The 20,080-nt window shown below is 71.2% G+C and carries 18 protein-coding genes; 14 read left to right on the top strand and 4 right to left on the bottom strand.

What is annotated here, in order from left to right; genetic code table 11:
- The first annotated feature begins 96 nt into the window (after positions 1-96).
- Positions 97-900, top strand: a complete 804-nt coding sequence (locus AB0M43_RS19110) for an inositol monophosphatase family protein (RefSeq protein ID WP_363726981.1) — start codon at positions 97-99, stop codon at positions 898-900.
- 5 nt (positions 901-905) lie between these two features.
- Here AB0M43_RS19110 and AB0M43_RS19105 read toward each other — a convergent pair whose 3' ends face one another.
- Positions 906-1,442: a LytR C-terminal domain-containing protein gene (locus tag AB0M43_RS19105; protein ID WP_363726370.1), complete on the bottom strand. Its 537-nt coding sequence runs from the start codon at positions 1,440-1,442 to the stop codon at positions 906-908.
- Between the two features lie 290 nt (positions 1,443-1,732).
- Here AB0M43_RS19105 and AB0M43_RS19100 point away from each other — a divergent pair, with 290 nt between their 5' ends.
- Entirely contained in the window at positions 1,733-2,035 is a 303-nt protein-coding gene (locus tag AB0M43_RS19100; protein ID WP_197004826.1) for a DUF4193 domain-containing protein, read from the top strand.
- A gap of 1 nt (position 2,036) precedes the next feature.
- The gene (locus AB0M43_RS19095; RefSeq protein WP_363726368.1) at positions 2,037-2,825 is read left to right on the top strand and encodes a hypothetical protein; all 789 of its coding nucleotides are present in this window, start codon (positions 2,037-2,039) and stop codon (positions 2,823-2,825) included.
- A gap of 20 nt (positions 2,826-2,845) precedes the next feature.
- Here the strand turns inward: AB0M43_RS19095 and AB0M43_RS19090 are convergent, their stop codons facing one another.
- A complete protein-coding gene (locus AB0M43_RS19090) occupies positions 2,846-3,343 on the bottom strand; it encodes a DUF3093 domain-containing protein (RefSeq protein ID WP_363726366.1) in 498 nt (165 codons plus the stop codon).
- Here AB0M43_RS19090 and dut point away from each other — a divergent pair.
- From dut to AB0M43_RS19070, 4 genes are read left to right on the top strand one after another with little or no spacing between them, the layout of a single operon-like run.
- Positions 3,342-3,788, top strand: coding sequence for a dUTP diphosphatase (gene dut, locus AB0M43_RS19085; RefSeq protein ID WP_363726980.1), 447 nt, complete (start codon positions 3,342-3,344; stop codon positions 3,786-3,788). The genes AB0M43_RS19090 and dut overlap by 2 nt on opposite strands.
- A 35-nt stretch (positions 3,789-3,823) precedes the next feature.
- Positions 3,824-4,498, top strand: a complete 675-nt coding sequence (locus AB0M43_RS19080) for a DUF3710 domain-containing protein (protein ID WP_363726364.1) — start codon at positions 3,824-3,826, stop codon at positions 4,496-4,498.
- 41 nt (positions 4,499-4,539) lie between these two features.
- Complete coding sequence (locus AB0M43_RS19075; protein WP_363726362.1) at positions 4,540-4,914, top strand: OB-fold nucleic acid binding domain-containing protein; 375 nt, start codon at positions 4,540-4,542, stop codon at positions 4,912-4,914.
- Positions 4,914-5,606, top strand: a complete 693-nt coding sequence (locus tag AB0M43_RS19070) for a DUF3159 domain-containing protein (protein ID WP_363726360.1) — start codon at positions 4,914-4,916, stop codon at positions 5,604-5,606. Before AB0M43_RS19075 ends, AB0M43_RS19070 begins: the two co-directional genes overlap by 1 nt.
- A 253-nt stretch (positions 5,607-5,859) precedes the next feature.
- Here AB0M43_RS19070 and AB0M43_RS19065 read toward each other — a convergent pair whose 3' ends face one another.
- A complete protein-coding gene (locus AB0M43_RS19065; protein ID WP_363726358.1) occupies positions 5,860-6,522 on the bottom strand; it encodes a TrkA family potassium uptake protein in 663 nt (220 codons plus the stop codon).
- The gene (locus AB0M43_RS19060; RefSeq protein ID WP_363726356.1) at positions 6,522-7,187 is read right to left on the bottom strand and encodes a TrkA family potassium uptake protein; all 666 of its coding nucleotides are present in this window, start codon (positions 7,185-7,187) and stop codon (positions 6,522-6,524) included. The genes AB0M43_RS19065 and AB0M43_RS19060 overlap by 1 nt, the downstream gene beginning before the upstream one ends.
- Positions 7,188-7,296: 109 nt before the next feature.
- Here AB0M43_RS19060 and AB0M43_RS19055 point away from each other — a divergent pair, with 109 nt between their 5' ends.
- From AB0M43_RS19055 to AB0M43_RS19025, 7 genes are all read left to right on the top strand, one after another.
- Positions 7,297-9,303: an APC family permease gene (locus tag AB0M43_RS19055; RefSeq protein WP_363726354.1), complete on the top strand. Its 2,007-nt coding sequence runs from the start codon at positions 7,297-7,299 to the stop codon at positions 9,301-9,303.
- On the top strand, positions 9,300-10,478 hold the full coding sequence (locus AB0M43_RS19050) for a TRAM domain-containing protein (protein ID WP_363726352.1): 1,179 nt from the start codon (positions 9,300-9,302) through the stop codon (positions 10,476-10,478). Before AB0M43_RS19055 ends, AB0M43_RS19050 begins: the two co-directional genes overlap by 4 nt.
- Before the next feature lie 162 nt (positions 10,479-10,640).
- Positions 10,641-12,572, top strand: a complete 1,932-nt coding sequence (dxs, locus tag AB0M43_RS19045) for a 1-deoxy-D-xylulose-5-phosphate synthase (protein WP_363726350.1) — start codon at positions 10,641-10,643, stop codon at positions 12,570-12,572.
- Between the two features lie 253 nt (positions 12,573-12,825).
- Positions 12,826-14,625 carry a hypothetical protein gene (locus AB0M43_RS19040; RefSeq protein ID WP_363726348.1) on the top strand — a complete coding sequence of 600 codons (1,800 nt, stop codon included), beginning with the start codon at positions 12,826-12,828 and terminating at the stop codon, positions 14,623-14,625.
- Between the two features lie 8 nt (positions 14,626-14,633).
- Positions 14,634-16,442: a hypothetical protein gene (locus AB0M43_RS19035; RefSeq protein ID WP_363726346.1), complete on the top strand. Its 1,809-nt coding sequence runs from the start codon at positions 14,634-14,636 to the stop codon at positions 16,440-16,442.
- A gap of 2 nt (positions 16,443-16,444) precedes the next feature.
- Positions 16,445-18,235, top strand: a complete 1,791-nt coding sequence (locus AB0M43_RS19030; protein WP_363726344.1) for a hypothetical protein — start codon at positions 16,445-16,447, stop codon at positions 18,233-18,235.
- 16 nt (positions 18,236-18,251) lie between these two features.
- The gene (locus AB0M43_RS19025; RefSeq protein ID WP_363726342.1) at positions 18,252-20,048 is read left to right on the top strand and encodes a hypothetical protein; all 1,797 of its coding nucleotides are present in this window, start codon (positions 18,252-18,254) and stop codon (positions 20,046-20,048) included.
- Positions 20,049-20,080: the final 32 nt, after the last annotated feature.

The raw sequence follows: 20,080 nt of genomic DNA, 5'->3' as shown, positions 1-20,080 counted from the left end.
GTGGGCACGGGCAGCGTGAATTGTAACGCCGGATCGAACGGACGGCTCGTCACCTCGGCCCTCGACGCAAGATAGGTTCATTTCGTGAACCCGAAGATGACCACCACCGAGCCCTCTGAGCTGTTGGAACTCGCCGTTACGCTGGCCCGTCAGGCGGGTGAACTCGCGAGGAACACTCGCGTCGAGGCCATCGGCCGGGTGACGACCAAGAGTACCGACACGGATGTCGTCACCGCCGCCGACAAGGCCGCCGAGCGGCTCGTCGTCGACGCACTGTCCGCCATCCGACCCGACGACACCGTCCTGGGCGAGGAGGGCGGCGAGAGCACCGGCGGCTCGGGGACCCGGTGGATCCTCGACCCGATCGACGGGACCGTCAATTATTTGTACGGGTTGGCGCACTATGCCGTCTCGCTGGCCGTCGAGGTCGACGGGGTGGTCGTGGCCGGCGTGGTGCACAACCCGGTCACCGGCGAGGAGTGGACCGCCGTGAAGGGCGAGGGCGCGTTCCGCAACTGGGAGCCGGTCCGGTGCTCGCAGGTCACCGACCTTGGTCAGACGCTGGTCGCGACCGGGTTCGGGTACGCGGCGGACCGGCGGGCGCACCAGGCGAAGGTGCTCGCCGAGGTGCTGCCCCGGGTCCGCGACCTGCGCCGCAACGGGGCCGCCTCCCTGGACCTGTGCTTCGTCGCGGACGGCCGGATCGACGCGTACTACGAGAAGGGCCTGGCGCCCTGGGACCACGCGGCGGGCGGCCTGATCTGCGCGGAGGCGGGCCTGGTGGTCTCCGGGCTCCGGGGTGCCCCAGCGGGCCCCGACATGGTCCTGGCGGCCCCCAGGGGGGTCTACGACGCCCTGCACGCGCTGCTGGTGGACCTCGACGCCGACGCCGGGCCCTGACCGGCTCAGTTCGCCGCGCAGGTGTTGTCCGGCAGCTCCGGGTTGCCGAGCGCCCCGATCTTCTGCTTGTACTCCGTCGGGCTCGCCAGCTGCCTGTAGCTCTGGCCGAGCACCACGTCCACCACGTCGTCGGTGCGGTTCGGGTCGAACTCGTCCGGCGTGTCGTTGTCGATCAGGAACTGGGCGCGCAGCACCTGGGCGGCGCCGACCGTCTTCGGCCCGTACCGCAGCTCGACGACGCCCTTGACCGTCTTGCGCTTCGGATCGTTGTTCATGCTGAGCACCTGGAACTTGGCCTGCTTCAGGCTGTCGGAGACGCCCTGGGCGAGCCCGACCTGGTCGGTACCGTTGAAGACGTTGACCTTGATGTCCGCCGGGGCGGGCAGGCTGAGGTCCACCACGACGTAGCCCTTCGGGCAGGCGGTGTTGCTCAGCCCGGACCGGGCCTGCCTGTCGTGGACCAGTGCCCAGGTGACTACGATGACGGCGACCAAGAGCAGCCCACCAAGGACGGCGAGTGCGCGTACTCGGGACAGACTCATGCTCGGCTCCCCGTGCTCAACATGCCGGGTAGGTTAGCGCGTGCCGCGCCCCAAAGAAGTGACCGCCTCGGCGCGCCGACGCCGTAACGGCCATCTTGACCCCTACTTTGATGTCGCCTCGATCACATCGGGAACATCTGACGGGTATTGGACGTACAACTACCCGCGAGGAGAGGTAAGGTACCGCGCTCGTCCGGGTACATTCTGCCGCGGATGGCTGCACGCGAATTGAACACGGCGACGCCCGGTTGCTACTCCGGGCTCGGAACAGATACGGGAGTGTGACACCGATGGCCACCGACTACGACGCCCCGCGTCGGGACGAGGTCGACGCCGACGGGGCCGACAGCCTCGAGGAGCTCAAGTCACGGCGGACCGACGCACAGTCGGGTGCCGTTGATGTTGACGAAGCCGAGGTCGCCGAGAGCTTCGAGTTGCCGGGGGCAGACCTCGCCGACGAAGAACTCACGGTGAAGGTCCTGCCGATGCAGGCCGACGAGTTCCGTTGCTCGAAGTGCTTCCTGGTGCATCACCGCAGCCAGCTGGCCTACGAGAAGAACGGCGAGCTCGTCTGCCGGGAGTGCGCGGCCTGACATGACGCCCGAGGAGCCCGGGGTTTCCTCGGGCGACACCCCTGATCCGGTCCAGCCTGAGCTGGACCGGTCCGGGACGGTCGCGGACACCGTGGCGGAACTCACCGGGGACGATCTCGCCCCCGAGGAGCGCCGCCGCCTGCTGCGCCGGCTCGCCGGCCAGACAGCGAAGACGTGGAAGACCGTCTGGCGGCCCAAGGAGGCCGTCAACTGGTTGACCAGCACGGCGACCGACATCGCGCCGTACATCACGGTGCGCGATCTGGCGACCCTGCGTCGCCACCACCCCGGCCTGACCGGGGACGCGCTGGCCGAGCGGTTGATCCGCAACGCCGCGCGCACCACGGCCGGGATCGGCGCGGCCGGCGGCGGGATCGCCACCGTCGAGTGGGCGGCCCCGCCGACCCTGCTCACGGCGCCGGTGCTGCTCACGGCCGAGACGCTGGCGGTGGTCGCCGTCGAGCTCAAGCTCATCGGCGAGCTGCACGAGGTCTACAACCAGCCCATTCCGGGTACGGGCACCCAGCGCGCGACCGCGATGCTCGCCTCCTGGGCCGGCCGGCGCGGCGTGAACCCGCTGGCCGGGGTCCGGGGAATGGCGGCGGTGCTCGGCACGGGGGCCCGCAAGGAGCTCCGGGACCGGATCGCCAAGCGGTTCGGCCGCAACCTGACGACGCTGGGCCCGTTCCTGTCCGGGGCGGCCGTCGCCGGCTACCTCAACCGCAGGGCCACCCGCCAGTTGGGCGACGCGATCCGCAAGGACCTGGGCCGCCGGGCGATCGAGGGCTAGGTCGTGGCGCGTGGGGCCCGCTAGCGGGCGGCCGTGATGGCCGCGGCCAGGGCCTCGGGCCGGCGGGTGCTGACCACCCAGTACGGCGTGGGGTCGGCCGGGTCGACCAGGGTGACCATGACCGCGCCGCCGATCCAGGGCCGCTGCACGACGAACGCGAGCGGGTGCGCGTGCACGCCGAGGACGTCGCGCCGGGCGGCCGCGTCGAGCGCGGTGACGTCCCCGATGTACTTCACCGGCAGCCGGGCGTCGTCGACCCGCAGTTCGCCCTCGGCCACCGACACCTTCAGTCGGCCCAGCCAGGCCGCGCCGAGGACGGTGAGGGGCAGGACGACCGCGTACGGCAGCCACTCGCGCAGGCCGGGGGCGCCCATGTGCAGCTCCGCCGCGAGAATCGTCGCGAGCCCGAGGGCCGCGACCCATAACCACCAGGGTAGGAAGAGCCGTTCAACGTAGGGGGATCTTGACGCCACCCTGCGAGAGTACTGCGTGACGAGACGAGGGTTTTTCGTGACCATGGAAGTCCGGTTGAGGCAGCTCGACGCCGACCTGCCCGTGCCCGCCTACGCCCACCCGGGCGACGCGGGCGCCGATCTGCTGGCCGCCGAGTCCGTGGAGCTGCCCCCGGGCGGCCGGGCCGTGATCCCCACCGGGATCGCGATCGCACTGCCCGACGGGTACGTCGGCCTGGTGCACCCGAGGTCCGGGCTCGCCGCCCGGCTGGGGGTCACCGTGGCCAACGCGCCGGGCACCGTCGACGCGGGGTACCGGGGCGAGATCAAGGTCTGCCTGATCAACCACGGTCAGGAACCGGCGAAGATCGAGCGGGGCGACCGGATCGCCCAGCTGCTGGTCCAGCGGGTCGAGCGGGTCAGCTTCGTGGTCGTGACCGACCTCGACGACACCGCCCGGGGCGCGGGTGGGCACGGGTCCACCGGCGGGCACGCGGCTCTGGCAGAGTAGAGGCCGGTAACGACCACAGGACGGGAGCATCGATCATGTTCGGACGGCGCGACAAGGACGCGGTGGCGGAGTCGGCGGCGGTGGAGGCCGTGACCCCCGGCACCGGCCCGTACGACGCGGCGCACGCCCCGACCGATGACGGCATCCAGCGTCTCGACCTGGGCAGTCTCCTGCTGCCGGCCCTGCCCGACCTCGAACTGCGGATGCAGGCCAACGACGACGGTTCCATCGCCGCGGTGATCATCGCGAGCCCGGACAGCGCCCTGCAGCTCGGCGTGTTCGCGGCCCCGCGGACCGAGTCGATCTGGGACGACGTCCGCGCGGACATCGCGGAGTCGGTCGTCGGCGACGGCGGCAAGTCCGAGGAGGTCGACGGGGAGTTCGGCACGGAGCTGATCGCCCGGGTGCCCACCCCCGAGGGGGAGGCGGAGCTGCGCTTCATCGGCGTGGACGGGCCCAAGTGGTTCCTGCGCGGCCTGTTCCAGGGCAAGGCGGTGACCGACGACGCGGCCGCCGAGCCGCTGGTGGAGGCGCTGCGGCACCTGGTCGTGGTCCGCGACCGCGAGGCCCGGCCGGTCCGCGAGCCGCTGCCGCTGCGGCTGCCGAAGGAGTTCGCCGAGCAGGCGGCCCAGCAGCAGGCCGCCCAGCAGGAGGCCCCGGCCACCGGGGGCACCGAACGCCGGCCTTCGCCGAACCCGCGGAACGCGTGACTCCGGGTACCCTTGGGGCTCCGGGAGGTGTTACGTAGGTCATGGCGACCAGTGCTCAGGAGTCTGGATTCCGGCGGTTCCTCCGCCGGTTGACGGCGAGCGAGGCAGAGCTCGACGCCGAGGAGTTGCAGCGCGAGTCGGCCGAGTCGGGCGCCCACCACGTGGGCGACTGCCGGCGCGGCCAGCTCGTGACGGTCACCGGCCGGCTCAAGACCGTGGTCTACACCCCCCGGACGAACCTGCCGACCCTGGAGGCCGACCTCTACGACGGCACCGACGTGGTCACGCTCGTCTGGCTGGGCCGGCGGCACATCGTCGGCATCGAGCCGGGCCGGCAGCTGGAGGCCCGGGGGCGGATCGCCGTCCGGGACGGACGTAAAGTCATTTACAACCCGTTCTATGAGATTGAGATGTAATGACCGATACGTCTGAGAAGGAAGCCGCCGAGAAGGAGCTCCCGCCCTTCTCCGAGCAGCTCGCCGGCCAGCTCGGCGGCGTCCGTGGTCTCATCGAGTCCGGCATCCCGGTCGTGGTGTTCGTCCTCGGCAACGTGCTGTTCGGCTACTTCAAGACCCCGCACGCGCTGAACTGGGCGATCGGCTCGGCCGTGGCCAGCGCGCTCCTGATCGCCGGCTACCGGTTGTACCGCAAGGAGACCGTCCGGCACGCCGTCAACGGCCTGGTCGGGATCGGGATCGGCGCGTTCCTCGCCTACCGCACCGGGGACGCGAAGAACTTCTACCTCCCCGGCATCATCACCAACGGCGTCTACGCGGCGGCCCTGCTCGGCTCGGTGCTGGTGAACAAGCCCATCATCGGGTACCTGTGGTCGGTCGTCGCCAACGGCGGCAAGCAGGACTGGATCGGCCGCCCCGAGCTGACGCGCACCTTCCGCTGGCTCACCTGCTTCTGGGCCGGCATCTTCCTGTTCAAGGGCCTCGTGCAGTACCTGATCTACCTCGACGGCAACGCCACGTACCTCGGCGTGGCCCGGCTCGCGCTCGGCTACCCGCCGTGGCTGCTGGGCCTGGCGATCACCGGCTGGGCGGTGCGGCGGACCACCCGGCGCGCGCAGCCGGACCCCGACCCGGTGCCGGACCCGGCCTGACATCCGGCCGCAACCGAATCGACCAGCGGGAACCTGACGCGCGGACCACCACCCGGTGGGCCGCGCGTCGTGTCGTGCACCGGGGACTCGCCCAGGGAGCCGCGAGGATGCCCGGCGGCCCGGCCGGGAGGCGAGCCCGACGGGGGAGAAGGCGTTGTGCGCCGGTGCCGGGAAACGACCCGGAGTCGCGGGTGGACTCCGGGTCGGGACGGCGCCGATCGGGCCGGGTGTCCCCGGTACCCGTCGGAGGGTTCTAGTCGAGGCCCAGGATGACGTGCCGGACCGCGTCCTCGACATCGGCGGTGCACACGAAGACCGCCTCGTCGCCGGCCTCGAGCGGATCGTCGGGGCTCGGCGCGATCACCCGGCTGCCGCGCACGATCGCCACCAGGGCGCTGTCGTGCGGCAGCGGGATGTCGCGGACCGGCCGGCCGACGTAGGGCGCGTCCGGCGGCAGGGTGATCTCGACCAGGTTCGCCTGGCCCTGGCGGAACGTCATCAGCCGGACCAGCTCGCCGACGGTGACGGCCTCCTCGACGAGGGCGGCCATCATCCGCGGCTTGGACACCGACACGTCGACGCCCCACTGCTCGGTGAACAGCCACTCGTTCTCGGCCCGGTTGACGCGGGCCACCACCCGGGGCACCGCGAACTCGGTCTTCGCCAGCAGCGACACGACCAGGTTCGTCTTGTCGTCGCCGGTGGCCGCGACCACGACGTCGCAGCTGGCCAGCTCGGCGTTCTGCAGGCTGGACAGCTCGCAGGCGTCGGCCAGCACCCACTCGGCGTCGGGCACCCGCTCCGGGCGCAGCATGTTGGGCTGCTTGTCGATCAGGAGCACCTGGTGCCCGTTGTCGATCAGCTCCGTGGCGATGGACCGGCCGACGTTGCCCGCTCCGGCGATGGCGATCCGCATCAGTGCGCTCCCTCGGGGGCGGTGCCGGTGATCTTCGAGATCGTGGGGAACATGGTGTCGGTGAGCAGCATGAACACCTGGTCGCCGTCCTGGAGGGTCATCGACGCGGTCGGCAGGGTGCCGATCCCGAACCGCATGACGTACGCGACCCGGGTGCCGGTCGTCTCCTCCAGCGTCCGCAGCGGCTTGCCGACCCAGCCGGCGTGCAGCGGCACCTCGACCATCGCGAGGGTGCTCGTCGGGTCGCGCCACAGCTCGGGGCTGGACTCGGGGACCAGGTGCCGGAGCATCCGGTCGGCCGTCCAGCGCACGGTGGCGACGGTGGGGATGCCGAGCCGCTCGTACACCTCGGCGCGCTTGGAGTCGTAGATCCGGGCGACGACCCGCTGGACGCCGAACGTCTCCCGCGCCACCCGGGCCGAGATGATGTTGGAGTTGTCGCCGCTGGAGACGGCGGCGAACGCGTCGGCCCGGTCGATGCCGGCCTGGCGCAGGACCTCCTGGTCGAAGCCGACCCCGGTAACAGTCAGCCCGCCGAACTCGGGGCCCAACCTGCGGAAGGCCTCGGGATTCTGGTCGATGACGGCCACCTCGTGGCCGCGGGTTTCCAGGCTCTGGGCGAGAGTCGATCCGACCCGTCCGCAACCCATGATCACGATGTGCACTCGGGTCCTCCCACGAACACGCCTACTGTCCGGGACGGTACACGATGCCCGTCGTGATGATCGGCCGGTCGGTCCGCACGGGTGGCGGTGTCCACGTACGCTGTCGGGCGTGCCCAGCCCGACTTCGCTCCTGAAACGCCTGCTTGTCGGTCGCCCCGTCAAGTCCGACCACCTCGCGCACAGCCTGTTGCCGAAGCGGATCGCGCTCCCCGTGTTCGCCTCGGACGCGCTGTCGTCGGTCGCCTACGCGCCCGACGAGATCCTGCTGACCCTGTCGATCGCGGGCGCGGCGGCGTTCATCTACTCCCCGTGGGTCGCCCTCGCCGTGGCGCTGGTGATGGTCGTCGTGGTGGCCAGCTACCGGCAGAACGTGCACGCGTACCCGTCGGGCGGCGGCGACTACGAGGTCGCGACGGTGAACCTGGGCCCGAAGGCCGGCCTGGGCGTGGCCAGCGCCCTGCTCGTCGACTACGTGCTGACGGTCGCCGTGTCGGTGTCCTCGGGCGTGAAGAACTTCGGGTCGGCCGTGCCGTGGGTGGCCGAGCACAAGGTGCTGATCGCGGTCGCGGCCGTGGTGATCCTCACCGCGATGAACCTGCGGGGCATCCGCGAGTCGGGCAGCGCGTTCGCCATCCCCACCTACGGGTTCATGATCGTGATCATCGGCATGATCGGCTGGGGCTTCTTCAAGATCTTCGTGCTGGGGGAGCCGATCACGGCGGAGAGCTCCGAGGCGCACGGGGTCAAGGTGCTCGCCGAGCACGACACCATGACCCAGGCCGCGTTCGCGTTCCTGCTGCTGCGGACCTTCTCCTCCGGGTGCACGGCGCTGACCGGCGTCGAGGCCATCTCCAACGGCGTGCCCGCGTTCAAGACGCCGAAGAGCAAGAACGCGGCCACGACCCTGGCGCTGCTCGGCGGCATCTCGATCGCCATGCTGCTCGGCATCGTGGTGCTGGCCCGCAAGATCGGGCTGCAGTACGTGGAGGACCCGGACAAGCAGATCGTGGCCCCGGCGGGGTACGAGCAGAAGACGGTCACCACCCAGATCGCCGACGCCGTGTTCGGCACCGACTCGATCGGCCTGTACATCGTGGCCGCCATGACCGCCCTGATCCTGTTCCTCGCGGCCAACACCGCGTTCAACGGCTTCCCGGTGCTCGGCTCGATCCTCGCCCAGGACCGCTGGCTGCCCCGCCAGCTGCACACCCGGGGCGACCGGCTGGCGTTCTCCAACGGCATCGTGTTCCTGTCGGTGTTCGCGATCGTGCTGATCGTGGCGTTCGAGGCGGAGCCCACCCGGCTGATCCAGCTGTACATCGTGGGCGTGTTCGTGTCCTTCACCCTGTCCCAGACGGGCATGGTCCGGCACTGGAACCGGCTGCTGCGCACCGAACGCGACCCGGTCGGCCGGCGGCGGATGTTCCGGTCCCGCACGATCAACATGATCGGCCTGATGCTGACCGGCGTCGTGCTGGTCATCGTGCTGATCACCAAGTTCCTCGCCGGGGCCTGGATCGCCCTGGCCGCGATGGCCGCGCTCTTCCTGATCATGATGGGCATCCGCCGGCACTACGACCGGGTCGCCGCCGAGCTGGTGCCCACCGAGGAGCACTACACCCTGCCGGCCCGCAACCACGTGGTCGTCCTGGTCAGCAAGGTGCACCTGCCGGCCCTGCGCGCGGTGGCCTACGCGCGGGCGATGCGGCCCGACAGCATCACCGCCGTCACGGTCAACGTGGACGAGAAGGACACCCGGGCGTTGCAGGCCGACTGGGAGGCGCACAACATCCCGGTGCCGCTGACCGTGGTCGACTCGCCGTACCGGGAGATCACCAAGCCGATCGTCGACTACGTGAAGTCGCTGCGCCAGGACGCGCCCCGCGACATCGTGACCGTGTTCATCCCGGAGTACGTGGTCGGCCGGTGGTGGGAGAACCTGCTGCACAACCAGAGCGCCCTGCGGCTCAAGGGCCGGCTGCTGTTCGAGCCGGGCGTCATGGTCACCAGCGTGCCGTGGCAGCTGCACTCCAGCGAGACCAAGAACCTGAACAAGCTCGACCAGCGGCTCGGTGCCGGCGTGGTCCGGGGTCCGCGGAACGAGGGCGAAGAGTGAGCGTCGGCGACCTGGTGGTCCTGGACGTCGGGGCCGTCGCGCACGGCGGGCACTGCGTGGCCCGGCTCGACGAGCTCGTGGTGTTCGTCCGGCACTCGCTGCCCGGCGAACGGGTCCGGGCGAAGATCACCGAGGAGCGCAAGGGCTACCTGCGCGCCGACGCCGTCGAGATCCTGGAGGCCTCGCCCGACCGGGTGGAGCCGCCCTGCTTCTACGCCGGCCCCGGCGCGTGCGGCGGCTGCGACTTCCAGCACGCCACCCCGGCCGCGCAGCGCAGACTCAAGGCCGACGTGGTCCGCGAGCAGCTCACCCGGCTCGGCGGGCTGCCCGACCACCCGGTCGAGGTCGAGGAGCTGCCCGGCGGGCCGCTCGGCTGGCGGACCCGGGTGCAGTACGCGGTGGCCCCCGACGGCCGGCTCGGGTTCCATCCGGCCCGGTCGTCGCGGGTGCTGCCGATCGCGGAGTGCCTGATCGCGGCGCCCGCCGTCCGGGAGTCCGGGGTCACGGAGCGCCGGTGGACCGGGGTGGACGCCGTCGAGGTCGTGGCCCCGTCGATCGGGGACGTGTCGATCCTCACCCGGCGCGGCCGGGGCCGGCCCCGGGTGGTCGCCGGGCCCTCGACCGTCCGGGAACAGGCCGCCGGCCGGACCTGGAAGCTGCCCGCCGAGGCGTTCTGGCAGGTGCACCCGGCCGCCGCCGACACCCTGGTCGAGGCGGTCCTCGACCTGCTCAAGCCCCAGCACGGCGAGCGGGCCTTCGACCTCTACGGCGGCGCGGGCCTGTTCGCCGCGCCGTTGGCCGAGGCCGTGGGCATCACCGGCTCCGTGGTGCTGGTCGAGGCCGACCCGGCGGGCACGGCCGGCGCGGTGAAGGCCCTGGTCGACCTGCCGCAGGTCAGCGTCGTGACCAACCGGGTCGAGCGGGCCCTGACGGAGCTCGGCGAGGCCGACATCGTGGTGCTCGACCCGCCCCGGGCGGGGGCCGGCGCGGCCGTGATCGAGGAGATCGTGGCCACGGGTGCCCGGGCCGTGGCGTATGTCGCGTGCGACCCGGCGGCGCTCGCCAGGGACGTGAGGACGTTCCGGTCGTTCCGCTGGGAGCTGGCCGGGCTGCGGGCCTTCGACGCGTTCCCGATGACCCACCATGTGGAGTGCGTGGCCCTGTTCGTGCCGTAGGACACCTTTCGACGGGTACGCGGTCCCGCGATCCGGGACGGTTCCGGCAGCCCGTCGAACGCGTCACATATCCGACGGCTGAGCGCGGGGAATGTAGCGGATCCTGTGAAGGATCCCCGCTCGACGGAGTCCGGACCCGCCCGGTCGATAGACTGGCCCGTTATGAGCACCAGTGAAGGCACCGGCATCCTCGCGTCCGTCACCGGCCCGCACGATCTGCGCGGCCTGACCACGGAGCAGCTGGCCGTGCTGGCGACCGAGATCCGCGATTTCCTCGTCGACAAGGTGTCGAGGACGGGCGGGCACCTCGGGCCGAACCTGGGCGTGGTCGAGATGACCATCGCCATGCACCGCGTCTTCGACTCGCCGAAGGACCGGGTCCTGTTCGACACCGGGCACCAGGCGTACGTGCACAAGATGCTCACCGGCCGGCAGGCGGGCTTCGACCAGCTCCGCCAGCGCGGCGGCCTCACCGGCTACCCGTCGCAGGCGGAGAGCGAGCACGACCTCATCGAGAACTCGCACGCCTCCACCGCCCTGTCCTACGCCGACGGCCTGGCCAAGGCCTTCGAGCTGCGCGGCGAGCACGACCGGCACGTCGTCGCGGTCGTCGGGGACGGCGCGCTCACCGGCGGCATGTGCTGGGAGGCGCTGAACAACATCGCCGCCGGCCGGGACCGGTCCGTGGTGATCGTGGTCAACGACAACGGCCGCTCCTACGCGCCGACGATCGGCGGGCTCGCCGACCACCTGGCCACGCTGCGGCTCAACCCGTCCTACGAGAAGGTGCTCGACCTCGTCAAGGACGCCCTCGGCCGCACGCCGCTGGTCGGCGCCCCGCTGTTCGAGGCCCTGCACGCCGTCAAGCGCGGGCTGAAGGACGCCATCGCCCCGCAGGCCATGTTCGAGGACCTCGGCCTGAAGTACTTCGGCCCGGTCGACGGCCACGACCTCGCCGCCATGGAGAAGGCCCTGGAGCGGGCCAAGCGGTTCGGCGGCCCCGTGATCGTGCACGCGGTCACCCGCAAGGGCTACGGCTACCGGCCGGCCGAGGACGACGAGGCCGACATGATGCACGGCCCGGGCGCCTTCGACAAGATCACCGGCAAGCTGACCGCCGCGCCCAGCCTGAAGTGGACCTCCGTCTTCGGCGACGAGCTGGTCGAGCTGGCCGGCGAGCGCCCCGACATCGTCGGCATCACGGCCGCGATGGCCGAGCCGACCGGGATCGCGAAGCTGATGCGCGCGTACCCGTCCCGGGCCTACGACGTGGGCATCGCCGAGCAGCACGCCGTCACCTCGGCCGCGGGCCTGGCGATGGGCGGCGCGCACCCGGTCGTCGCCGTCTACGCCACGTTCCTCAACCGCGCGTTCGACCAGGTCCTCCTCGACGTGGCGATGCACAAGCTGGGCGTGACGTTCGTCCTCGACCGGGCGGGCATCACCGGCCCGGACGGCCCGAGCCACTACGGCATCTGGGACATGTCCGTCTTCGGGGTGGTGCCGGGCCTGCGCCTGGCCGCGCCGCGCGACGCGCAGACCCTCCGCGAGGAGCTCCGCGAGGCGGTGGCCGTGACCGACGGGCCGACGATCGTGCGCTTCCCGACCGGTACGGTGCCGGCGGCCCTGCCCGCGCTGCGTTCCGTGGGCGGCGTGGACGTGCTCGCCGAGGCCTCCCGCAAGGACGTGCTGCTCGTCGGCGTGGGCTCCTTCGCGCACCTGGCCGTGGAGGCCGCCACCCGGATCAGCGAGCACGGCTACGGCGTGACCGTGGTCGACCCGCGCTGGGTCCGCCCCGTGCCGGAGGTCCTGGCCGAGCTGGCCGCCGGGCACCGGCTCGTCGTCACCGTCGAGGACGGGGTGCGCACCGGCGGCGTGGGCGAGGCCGTGGCCACCAGCCTGCGCGAGGCCGGGGTCACCGCCCCGGTGCACGTGCTGGGCGTCCCGGCCGACTGGCACCCGCACGGCACCCGCAACGAGATCCTCGCGGACCTGGGCCTCACCGCCCAGGACGTCGCCCGGGACGTGACGGGCTGGCTGTCGGAACTCGACGAGCGCGCCATCCCCGGCGAGCTGAGCAACTTCACCGCCTGACCGACCGGGAGGGGACGACAGCGCGCTGTCGTCCCTTTTCCGCGCGCGTGGGCGATAGCGGGACGTACATGTCGGGTGTCCGGCCCGCGTAAGGGTGGCTCCGGGCGTGAAGCACCAGGTGTCGTATCATGTTGTCCGTCCAGCGCCTGGCCTTGGTTGCCGAGGTGGAACGCCCTGCGGGTCCGCACGGTTCGCGTGTGTGGGCGGGCGCCGATGCGCGTGGAAGCGCAGCGATCGGGAGGGGAAGCGCCAGATGGCGACGCTTGCGTCGAGTGTTGATGCCCGGACGGAGTCGACGGACGGGCAGGTCGACAGCGGCGCGCGCCGCCGGCGGTTGTACGACCTCGGCGCGGTCCTGGTCTACGTGCTGGGCGCGTTCTACGTGACCTCCCGGCTCTGGCTGGACCTGGACAAGCGGATCCAGGCGAGCAACGAGCAGGACCACGGCTTCTTCCAGTTCGTGCTGACGAACGCCGCGCGGTCCCTCGTACACCTCGAGAATCCGCTCTTCAGCTCGCAGGTCAACGTGCCCGACGGCGTGAACATGATGGCCAACACGTCCATCCTGGGCCTGGCCATCCCGCTGGCCCCGGTCACCCTGCTGTTCGGGGTGAACGTCTCCTACGCGCTGCTCGTCGTGATCGCGCTGTCGGGGACGGCCATCGCCTGGTACTGGCTGTTCTCCCGGCACCTCGTCACCTCGCGGGCCGCGGCCTTCGTCGCAGCCCTGTTCTGCGGCTTCGCCCCGGCCTTCGTGTCCCAGGCCAACGGGCACCCGAACATCGCGGGCCAGTTCATGGTCCCGATCATCCTGTACTGGGTGGCCAAGCTCCGGACCACCGAACGCCCCGTGCGCACCGGGCTCGTGCTGGGCCTGCTGATCACCTACCAGGCGTTCATCAACGAAGAGGTGCTCCTCTTCATCGCGATCTGCGGCCTGATCATGACCCTGGTCTACGGGGTCTCGCACCGGGCCGAGTTCCGCGCCGCGTTCAAGCGCGCCGCCACCGGGCTGGGCGTCGCGGCGGGCCTCGCGTTCGCGCTGCTCGCGTACCCGCTGTGGTTCCAGTTCTTCGGCCCGCAGCACTACGGCGCGGTGCCCGCCCTCTCGGTGACCTACTACAGCGACCTGGGCTCCTACTTCGCCTACGCGTCCGAGTCGCTCGCCGGCGCGCCGTTCCGCGACCGGGGCCTGCACGCGCACCCGGCCGAGGAGAACGCCTACTTCGGCTGGCCGCTGATCCTGCTGTGCCTGGCCACGCTGGTGCTGCTCTGGCGCAACACGCTGGTCCGGATCGCCGCCGCCGTCGCGCTGGTCTTCGGTTCGCTGTCCCTCGGCCCCGTCATCAAGATCTACGGGTACAACACGGGCCTGCACAGTCCGTTCAGCCTGATCAACGAGATCCCGGTGCTCGAGTCGGTCGTGCCCGTCCGGTTCGCGGTCATGGTGACCCCGGCGCTCGCGGTGCTGCTCGCGATCGCGCTGGACAAGGTGATCACCGCGCCCCGGCTGGCCGGCACGCCGCGCCTGCTCTGGTACGCGGGCTTCGCCGCCGCGCTGCTGCCGATCATGCCGACCCCGCTGCCCGCCCGGGAGGTCCCGCCCGCCCCGGCGTTCGTGACCCAGGGGCTGTGGAAGCAGTACGTCGGGCCCGGCGACAGCATCGTGACCGTGCCGCTGGGCAACATCGGCAACCTCGAGGCCCAGCGCTGGTCCGCCCAGGTGGACCTCGACATGCCCGTCGCGGGCGGCTACTTCCTCGGCCCCGCCCAGAGCGACGACCCCCGGGCCCGCGCGCTGTACGGCCAGCCGTCCCGGCCCACCTCGGACCTCCTGAACACCGCGTCGATGACGGGCAAGGCCCCGGTGATCACCGACCAGAACCGGCGCGACGCCGTCACGGACCTCAAGCACTGGCACGCCGGCGCCGTCATTCTCGGCCCCGTCAAGAACAAGGACATCCTGCTGCCCATCATGCGGGAGCTGCTCGGAGAGCCGCGGTTCATCGGCGGCGTGTGGGTGTGGGACGTACGGTCAATGGTCAAGGGCTGAGGACGGTCATGGCAGTGAAGTCAGTCGCCACGACGGAAGACACCGTGGCGCCGGAGTCGCGGGCGCGGGGGATCAGCGGGCTGCGCGGGTGGGCGGCCCGGCACCGGTTCGGGCTCCTCGCGAGCCTGGCGTACACCCTCGGCGGGATCTGGGTCTACGCCCGGCTGTGGGTGAACCCGCAGGTCCGGCTCGTCGGCGACGGCCAGGACCACCAGCTGTTCATCTGGATGCTGGGGCACGCGGCCCGTGCGGTCACGCACCTGGAGAACCCGCTGTTCAGCACCCGGCTCAACGCCCCCGAGGGCGTCAGCATGATGGCGAACACCTCGGTGCTCGGCCTCGGCATCCCGATGACCCCGATCACGCTGCTGTTCGGCGCGACGGTCAGCTTCGGGGTGCTCGGCGTGCTGTCCCTGGCCGGCACCGCCGCCGCCTGGTACTACGTGTTCTCCCGGCACCTGGTGTCGTCGAAGGTCGCGGCGGCCGTGGCGGGCGCGCTGTGCGGGTTCTCGCCCGGCCAGATCTCGCACTCGCCGGGTCACCTGCACATCATCGCCCAGTTCGTGCTGCCGTTCATCGTGCTGTACGTGCTCCGGCTGGCGAAACCCGGCGCGCGGACCGTGCGCGACGGGGTGATCCTCGGGCTGCTCATCACCTACCAGGTGTTCGTCAGCGAGGAGATGCTGCTCCTGACGGCCATCGGCTGCGCCGGACTCGCCGCCGTGTACTCGATCCTGCAGCGCAAGGACGCGCGCGCGGCGTTCATGCCCATGTTGCGCGGGCTGACCGTGGCCGGGCTGGTGTCGCTGGCGTTCCTCGCGTACCCGCTGTGGCTGCAGTTCTTCGGCCGGCAGTACTCCCGGGGCCTGCCCTTCAACGCCGTCAACTACATCTCCAACGCGCTGGCCTACTTCACCTACCCGGGCCAGTCCGTCGCGGGCGACCAGCTCCAGGCCGTGCGCCTCGCCTCGAACTACGGCGAGCAGAACTCGTTCTTCGGCTGGCCGCTGATGTTCCTGACGTTCGCGATCGTGATCTGGCTGTGGAAGAAGAACCCGACGGTGCGGCTGCTCGCGGTGACCGCCGTCGGCTTCGTGCTGCTGTCGCTCGGCAAGCAGGTCGTGGTCGGCTCGCACGGCACCGGCATCCCGATGCCCTTCCGGGTGCTGCAGCACGTGCCGGTCCTCGACATGGCCCTGCCGACCCGGTTCTCGCTGATCGTCGTCCCGCTGATCGCGGCGCTGCTCGCCATCGCCGGTGACAAGCTCGTCGCGGCGAAGGACGGCGGGCTGCCGGTCCGCTGGCTGTGGGGGACCGCGCTCGCGATGGCGCTGATCCCGATCGCGCCGATCCCGCTGCCCGGGTTCGACCCGAAGCCGGTCCCGGAGTTCATCACCTCGGGCCAGTGGCGCGGGTACGTGCCGGAGGGCCGGACCCTGGTGCCCGTGCCGCTGCCGCGCAACGACGCGATGGACGGCATGCGCTGGGCCGCCGCCGAGAACGTGGCCTTCGCGGTGCCCCGGGGCTTCTCGATCGTCCCGGACGGCACCGAGAAGCGCTCCGGCGTGTTCGACGCCCGGCCCCGGCACACCTCCGACCTGCTCCGCTCGGTGGCCAGCACCGGCACCTCGGCGGTCGTGACCGACGTGGACAAGCGGGAGGTCGTCAACGACCTGCGGTACTGGAAGGGCTCCGTCGTCGTCCTCGGCGAGCACAAGCACCAGGCGGCGTTGAAGACGACCCTCGACGCGCTCCTCGGCCCGGGCCAGCTGATCGGTGGCGCCTGGGTCTGGGACGTCCGGACCCTGGTGGGTTGAGGGTGACTGTGGACAGTGTCGACGCGGGAGCGCCGACCACGCCCGACGGCCCGGCCACCGTGCCGCCGCCGGTACGGGAGAGCTTCGCCCAGCGGTGCGTGGACCGGCTCGGTACGCTGCCGACCCCGCTCGTGGCGGCGGTCGCGTACCTGGTGGGCGCGGTGTGGATCATGTCGCGCCTGTTCACCGGTACCCAGCGGATCTCCGGTGTCGCGGGCCGCGAGCAGGCCTACGGCGAGTGGATGATGCTGCACGGCGCGCGGATCCTCACCGAGGGCGTGTCGCCGTGGACCGAGTCGCAGGTGGCGTTCCCCCAGGTCGTCAACACGTTCAGTGACCAGGGCATCCTCGGGCTCTCGGTGCCGTTGGCCCCGCTGACCCTGCTGCTCGGCCCGAACCGGGCGTTCGTCCTCACCGCGGTCCTCGTGCTGGCGGCCACCGCCTTCGCCTGGTACTGGGTGCTGTCCCGGCACGTCGTGACCAGCCGGCTCGCGGCCGTCCTCGGCGGCGCGCTGGGCGGCTTCGCCCCGGGCGTCGTCGCGCACGCGCAGGGCGACCTCGGGTTCGCGGCCCAGTTCCTGGTGCCGTTCATCATCTGGCGGGTGCTGAAGCTCCGCGAGGGGCGGGCGCTGCGCGACGGCACCATCCTCGGGCTGCTGTGCGTCTGGCAGGGCTTCATCGAACCCGAGATGCTCATCCTGCTCTCGGTCGGGTTCGTCCTCTTCTTCGCGGCGTACGCCACCCAGCGGTTCTCCGAGGTGCGCGCGTACGCCCCGGCCGTCCTGCGCGGGCTGGCCGTCGCGGCCGTCATCACGCTGGTCGCGCTCGCGTACCCGCTGTGGACGCAGTACTTCGGGCCGCACCGCGACCACCCGTCGCGCGCGCTGCGCACCATGGGCGCGGACCTGGTGTCGTTCGTCCGGTTCGCCACCCCGTCGCTGGCCACCCACCCGGTCGGCCGGGTGCACTACGCGCAGTCCGGCATCGAGCAGAACACGTTCTGGGGCTGGCCGCTGCTGACGCTCCTGGTCGCCGCCGCCTGGTGGCTGAAGACCCCGCTGTCGCGGACGATCGCCCTGACCAGCGGTGTGCTGTGCCTGCTGGCCTGCGGCGCGACGTTCACGATCAAGACCTCCTCCACCGGGGTACCGGGACCGTGGCGGCTGCTCGCCGACCTGCCCGTCCTGCGCGGCGTCGCCCCCGGGCACCTCGCGCTCATGGTCGTCCCGATGATCGCGGTGCTCTTCGCGGTGGCCGCCCAGCGCGCCGCCGAGGAGGTCACCCTGCTGCGGGCCGAGCGGCCGGGCACCCGGATGGCGTTCCTCTGGTACGGGCTGGTGGCCGCCGCGCTGCTGCCCGCCGCGCCCGCCCCGGTCCGGGTCGCCGACCTCCACGTGCCGGCGTTCGTGTCGGCGGGCACCTGGCGCGCGTACGTGCCGGCGGGCAGCAGGCTGGCCATCGTGCCGACCACCGGCTCGTCCGACCCGACCGAACGGCGCTGGGCGCTGGCCACCGACCTGGAACTGCCGGTCACGGACGCGCACCTCGCGCCCACCCTGGACCGGGCGCGGATGGCCACCCTGCGCGGGGCGCGGGTCGCCGAGGCCGACAAGGCCGCCGCCCTCAAGGCCCTCGCCGACGGCCGCGCCTCGGTGCTGGTCATGCAGTCGGAGCGGGTCATGCCGGAGGGCAAGAACGAGGAGACGCTGTGGCGGATGACCACGGCACTGGTCGGCACCGAACCCGTCTGGGTCAGCGGTGTGTGGGTGTGGGATCTACGGACGGTGAATTAGGGTGAAGGTTCGAGACGTGCCGTCCACCGAGAACCCCACCGAGGAGACCGCTCCGGCGCAGACGGGCAAGCGCCCGCGCCGGATCCGGTACGACCTCGGGGTGCTGTTCGCCTACCTGCTCGGCGCGCTCGGGCTCACCGCCCGGCTGTGGATCGACCTGGACAACCGGGTGCTGGCGAGCTTCCCGCCGGACCAGTACCTGTTCGAGTTCTTCCTGTCGCACTCCGCCCGGGTCGTGACCCACCTCGAGAACCCGCTGTTCACGAACCAGTTGAACTTCCCCGACGGCGTGAACGTCATGGCCAACACGGCCACGTTCGCGATCACGATCCCGCTGATCCCCGTGACGATGGCGTTCGGGCCGCACGTGTCGTTCGCCGTGATGGTGACGCTCGCGCCGTTCCTGACGGCCTTCGGCTGGTACATGCTGTTCTCCCGCAAGCTCGTCGAGTCCCGGCTCGCCGCAGCGATCGGCGGCGCGTTCTGCGGGTTCGCCCCCGGCATCGTCGCCCAGGACAACGTGCACCCGAACCTGGCCATGCACTTCGTGGTCCCGTTCATCATCTGGCAGGTGCTCCGGCTCCGCGAGGGCGCGAACCCGGTGCGCACCGGCCTGCTGCTCAGCGCGCTGATCGTCTACCAGTTCTTCATCAACGAGGAGATCCTGCTGTTCACGGCGCTCGGCCTCCTGGGCTTCACCGGGATCTGGGCGCTGTACAACAAAGCGGAGGCGAAGCGGGTGCTCAAGCGCTTCGTCGGCGGGCTCGCGGTGGCGGCCGTGGTCTCGTTCGCGCTGCTGGCGTACCCGATGTGGTTCCAGTTCTTCGGACCGCAGCACTACCACGGCTTCGGCGACTTCGTGCACCTGTTCGGCGCGGACGTGTACTCGTTCACCGCGTTCCCCACCCACTCGCTGGGCGGCAGCCCCGACAGCGTCCTGCTCGCCAACAACGTGGTCGAGGAGACGACGTTCTTCGGCTGGCCGCTCATGGTGATGTCCGTCGTGTGGGCGGCGATGCTCTGGCGGCGCACCGACGTGAAGGCCGCGACCATCACGGCGGCGGCGTTCGCCGTGGCGTCGCTCGGCAGCCACCTGCACATCGGCGGCCAACTGACCAAGATCCCCGCCCCGTGGTACCTGTTCGCGAAGCTCCCGCTCCTCGACTCGGTGATCGCCAGCCGGCTGACCCTGGTCATGATCCCCTGGTTCGGGATGCTGATCGCCCTGGTCCTGGCCCGGATCCTGCGCGCGGACAACACCGTCGGCGCGGCGTCCCGGATGCGGATCTTCATGCTGGCCGGCGTCGCCGTCGCGCTGATCCCGCTGATCCCCACCCCGCTGGGCGCCGTGCACCGGCCGGCCGTGCCGAGCTTCATCACCTCGGGGGAGTGGAAGACCTACGTGGACGACCAGCACTCGCTGGTCCTGCTGCCGGTGCCGTACGCCTCCGTCGGGATCGCCGCCGTGCAGTGGAACGCCGCCGCGCGCGCCGAGTTCGCCATCACCGGCGGCTACTTCCTGGTGCCCAACCCCGACACCCCCGACGACGAGGGCATGTTCGGCCCGCCGCTGCGGCCCACCTCGAAGATCTTCTACAAGATGGCCACCGACGGGAAGACCACGGTCATCACCGACAAGGAACGGGCCGACGCGATCGTGGACCTCAAGTTCTGGAAGGCCGGGGCCGTCGTGCTCAGCCCGAACGAGAAGAAGGCGGCGCAGTACAAGGCGACGATGGTCGACCTGCTGGGCGTGGAACCGGAGTGGAAGGGCGGGGTCTGGCTGTGGGACGTCCGGGAACTGACCCGTTGACCAGGCCGGCGGCCGAACCCGACGCCCGGGAG

The organism is Longispora sp. NPDC051575 (assembly GCF_040681875.1).
Lineage (GTDB): Bacteria > Actinomycetota > Actinomycetes > Mycobacteriales > Micromonosporaceae > Longispora.
This window is presented reverse-complemented; position numbering and strand designations above follow the sequence as displayed.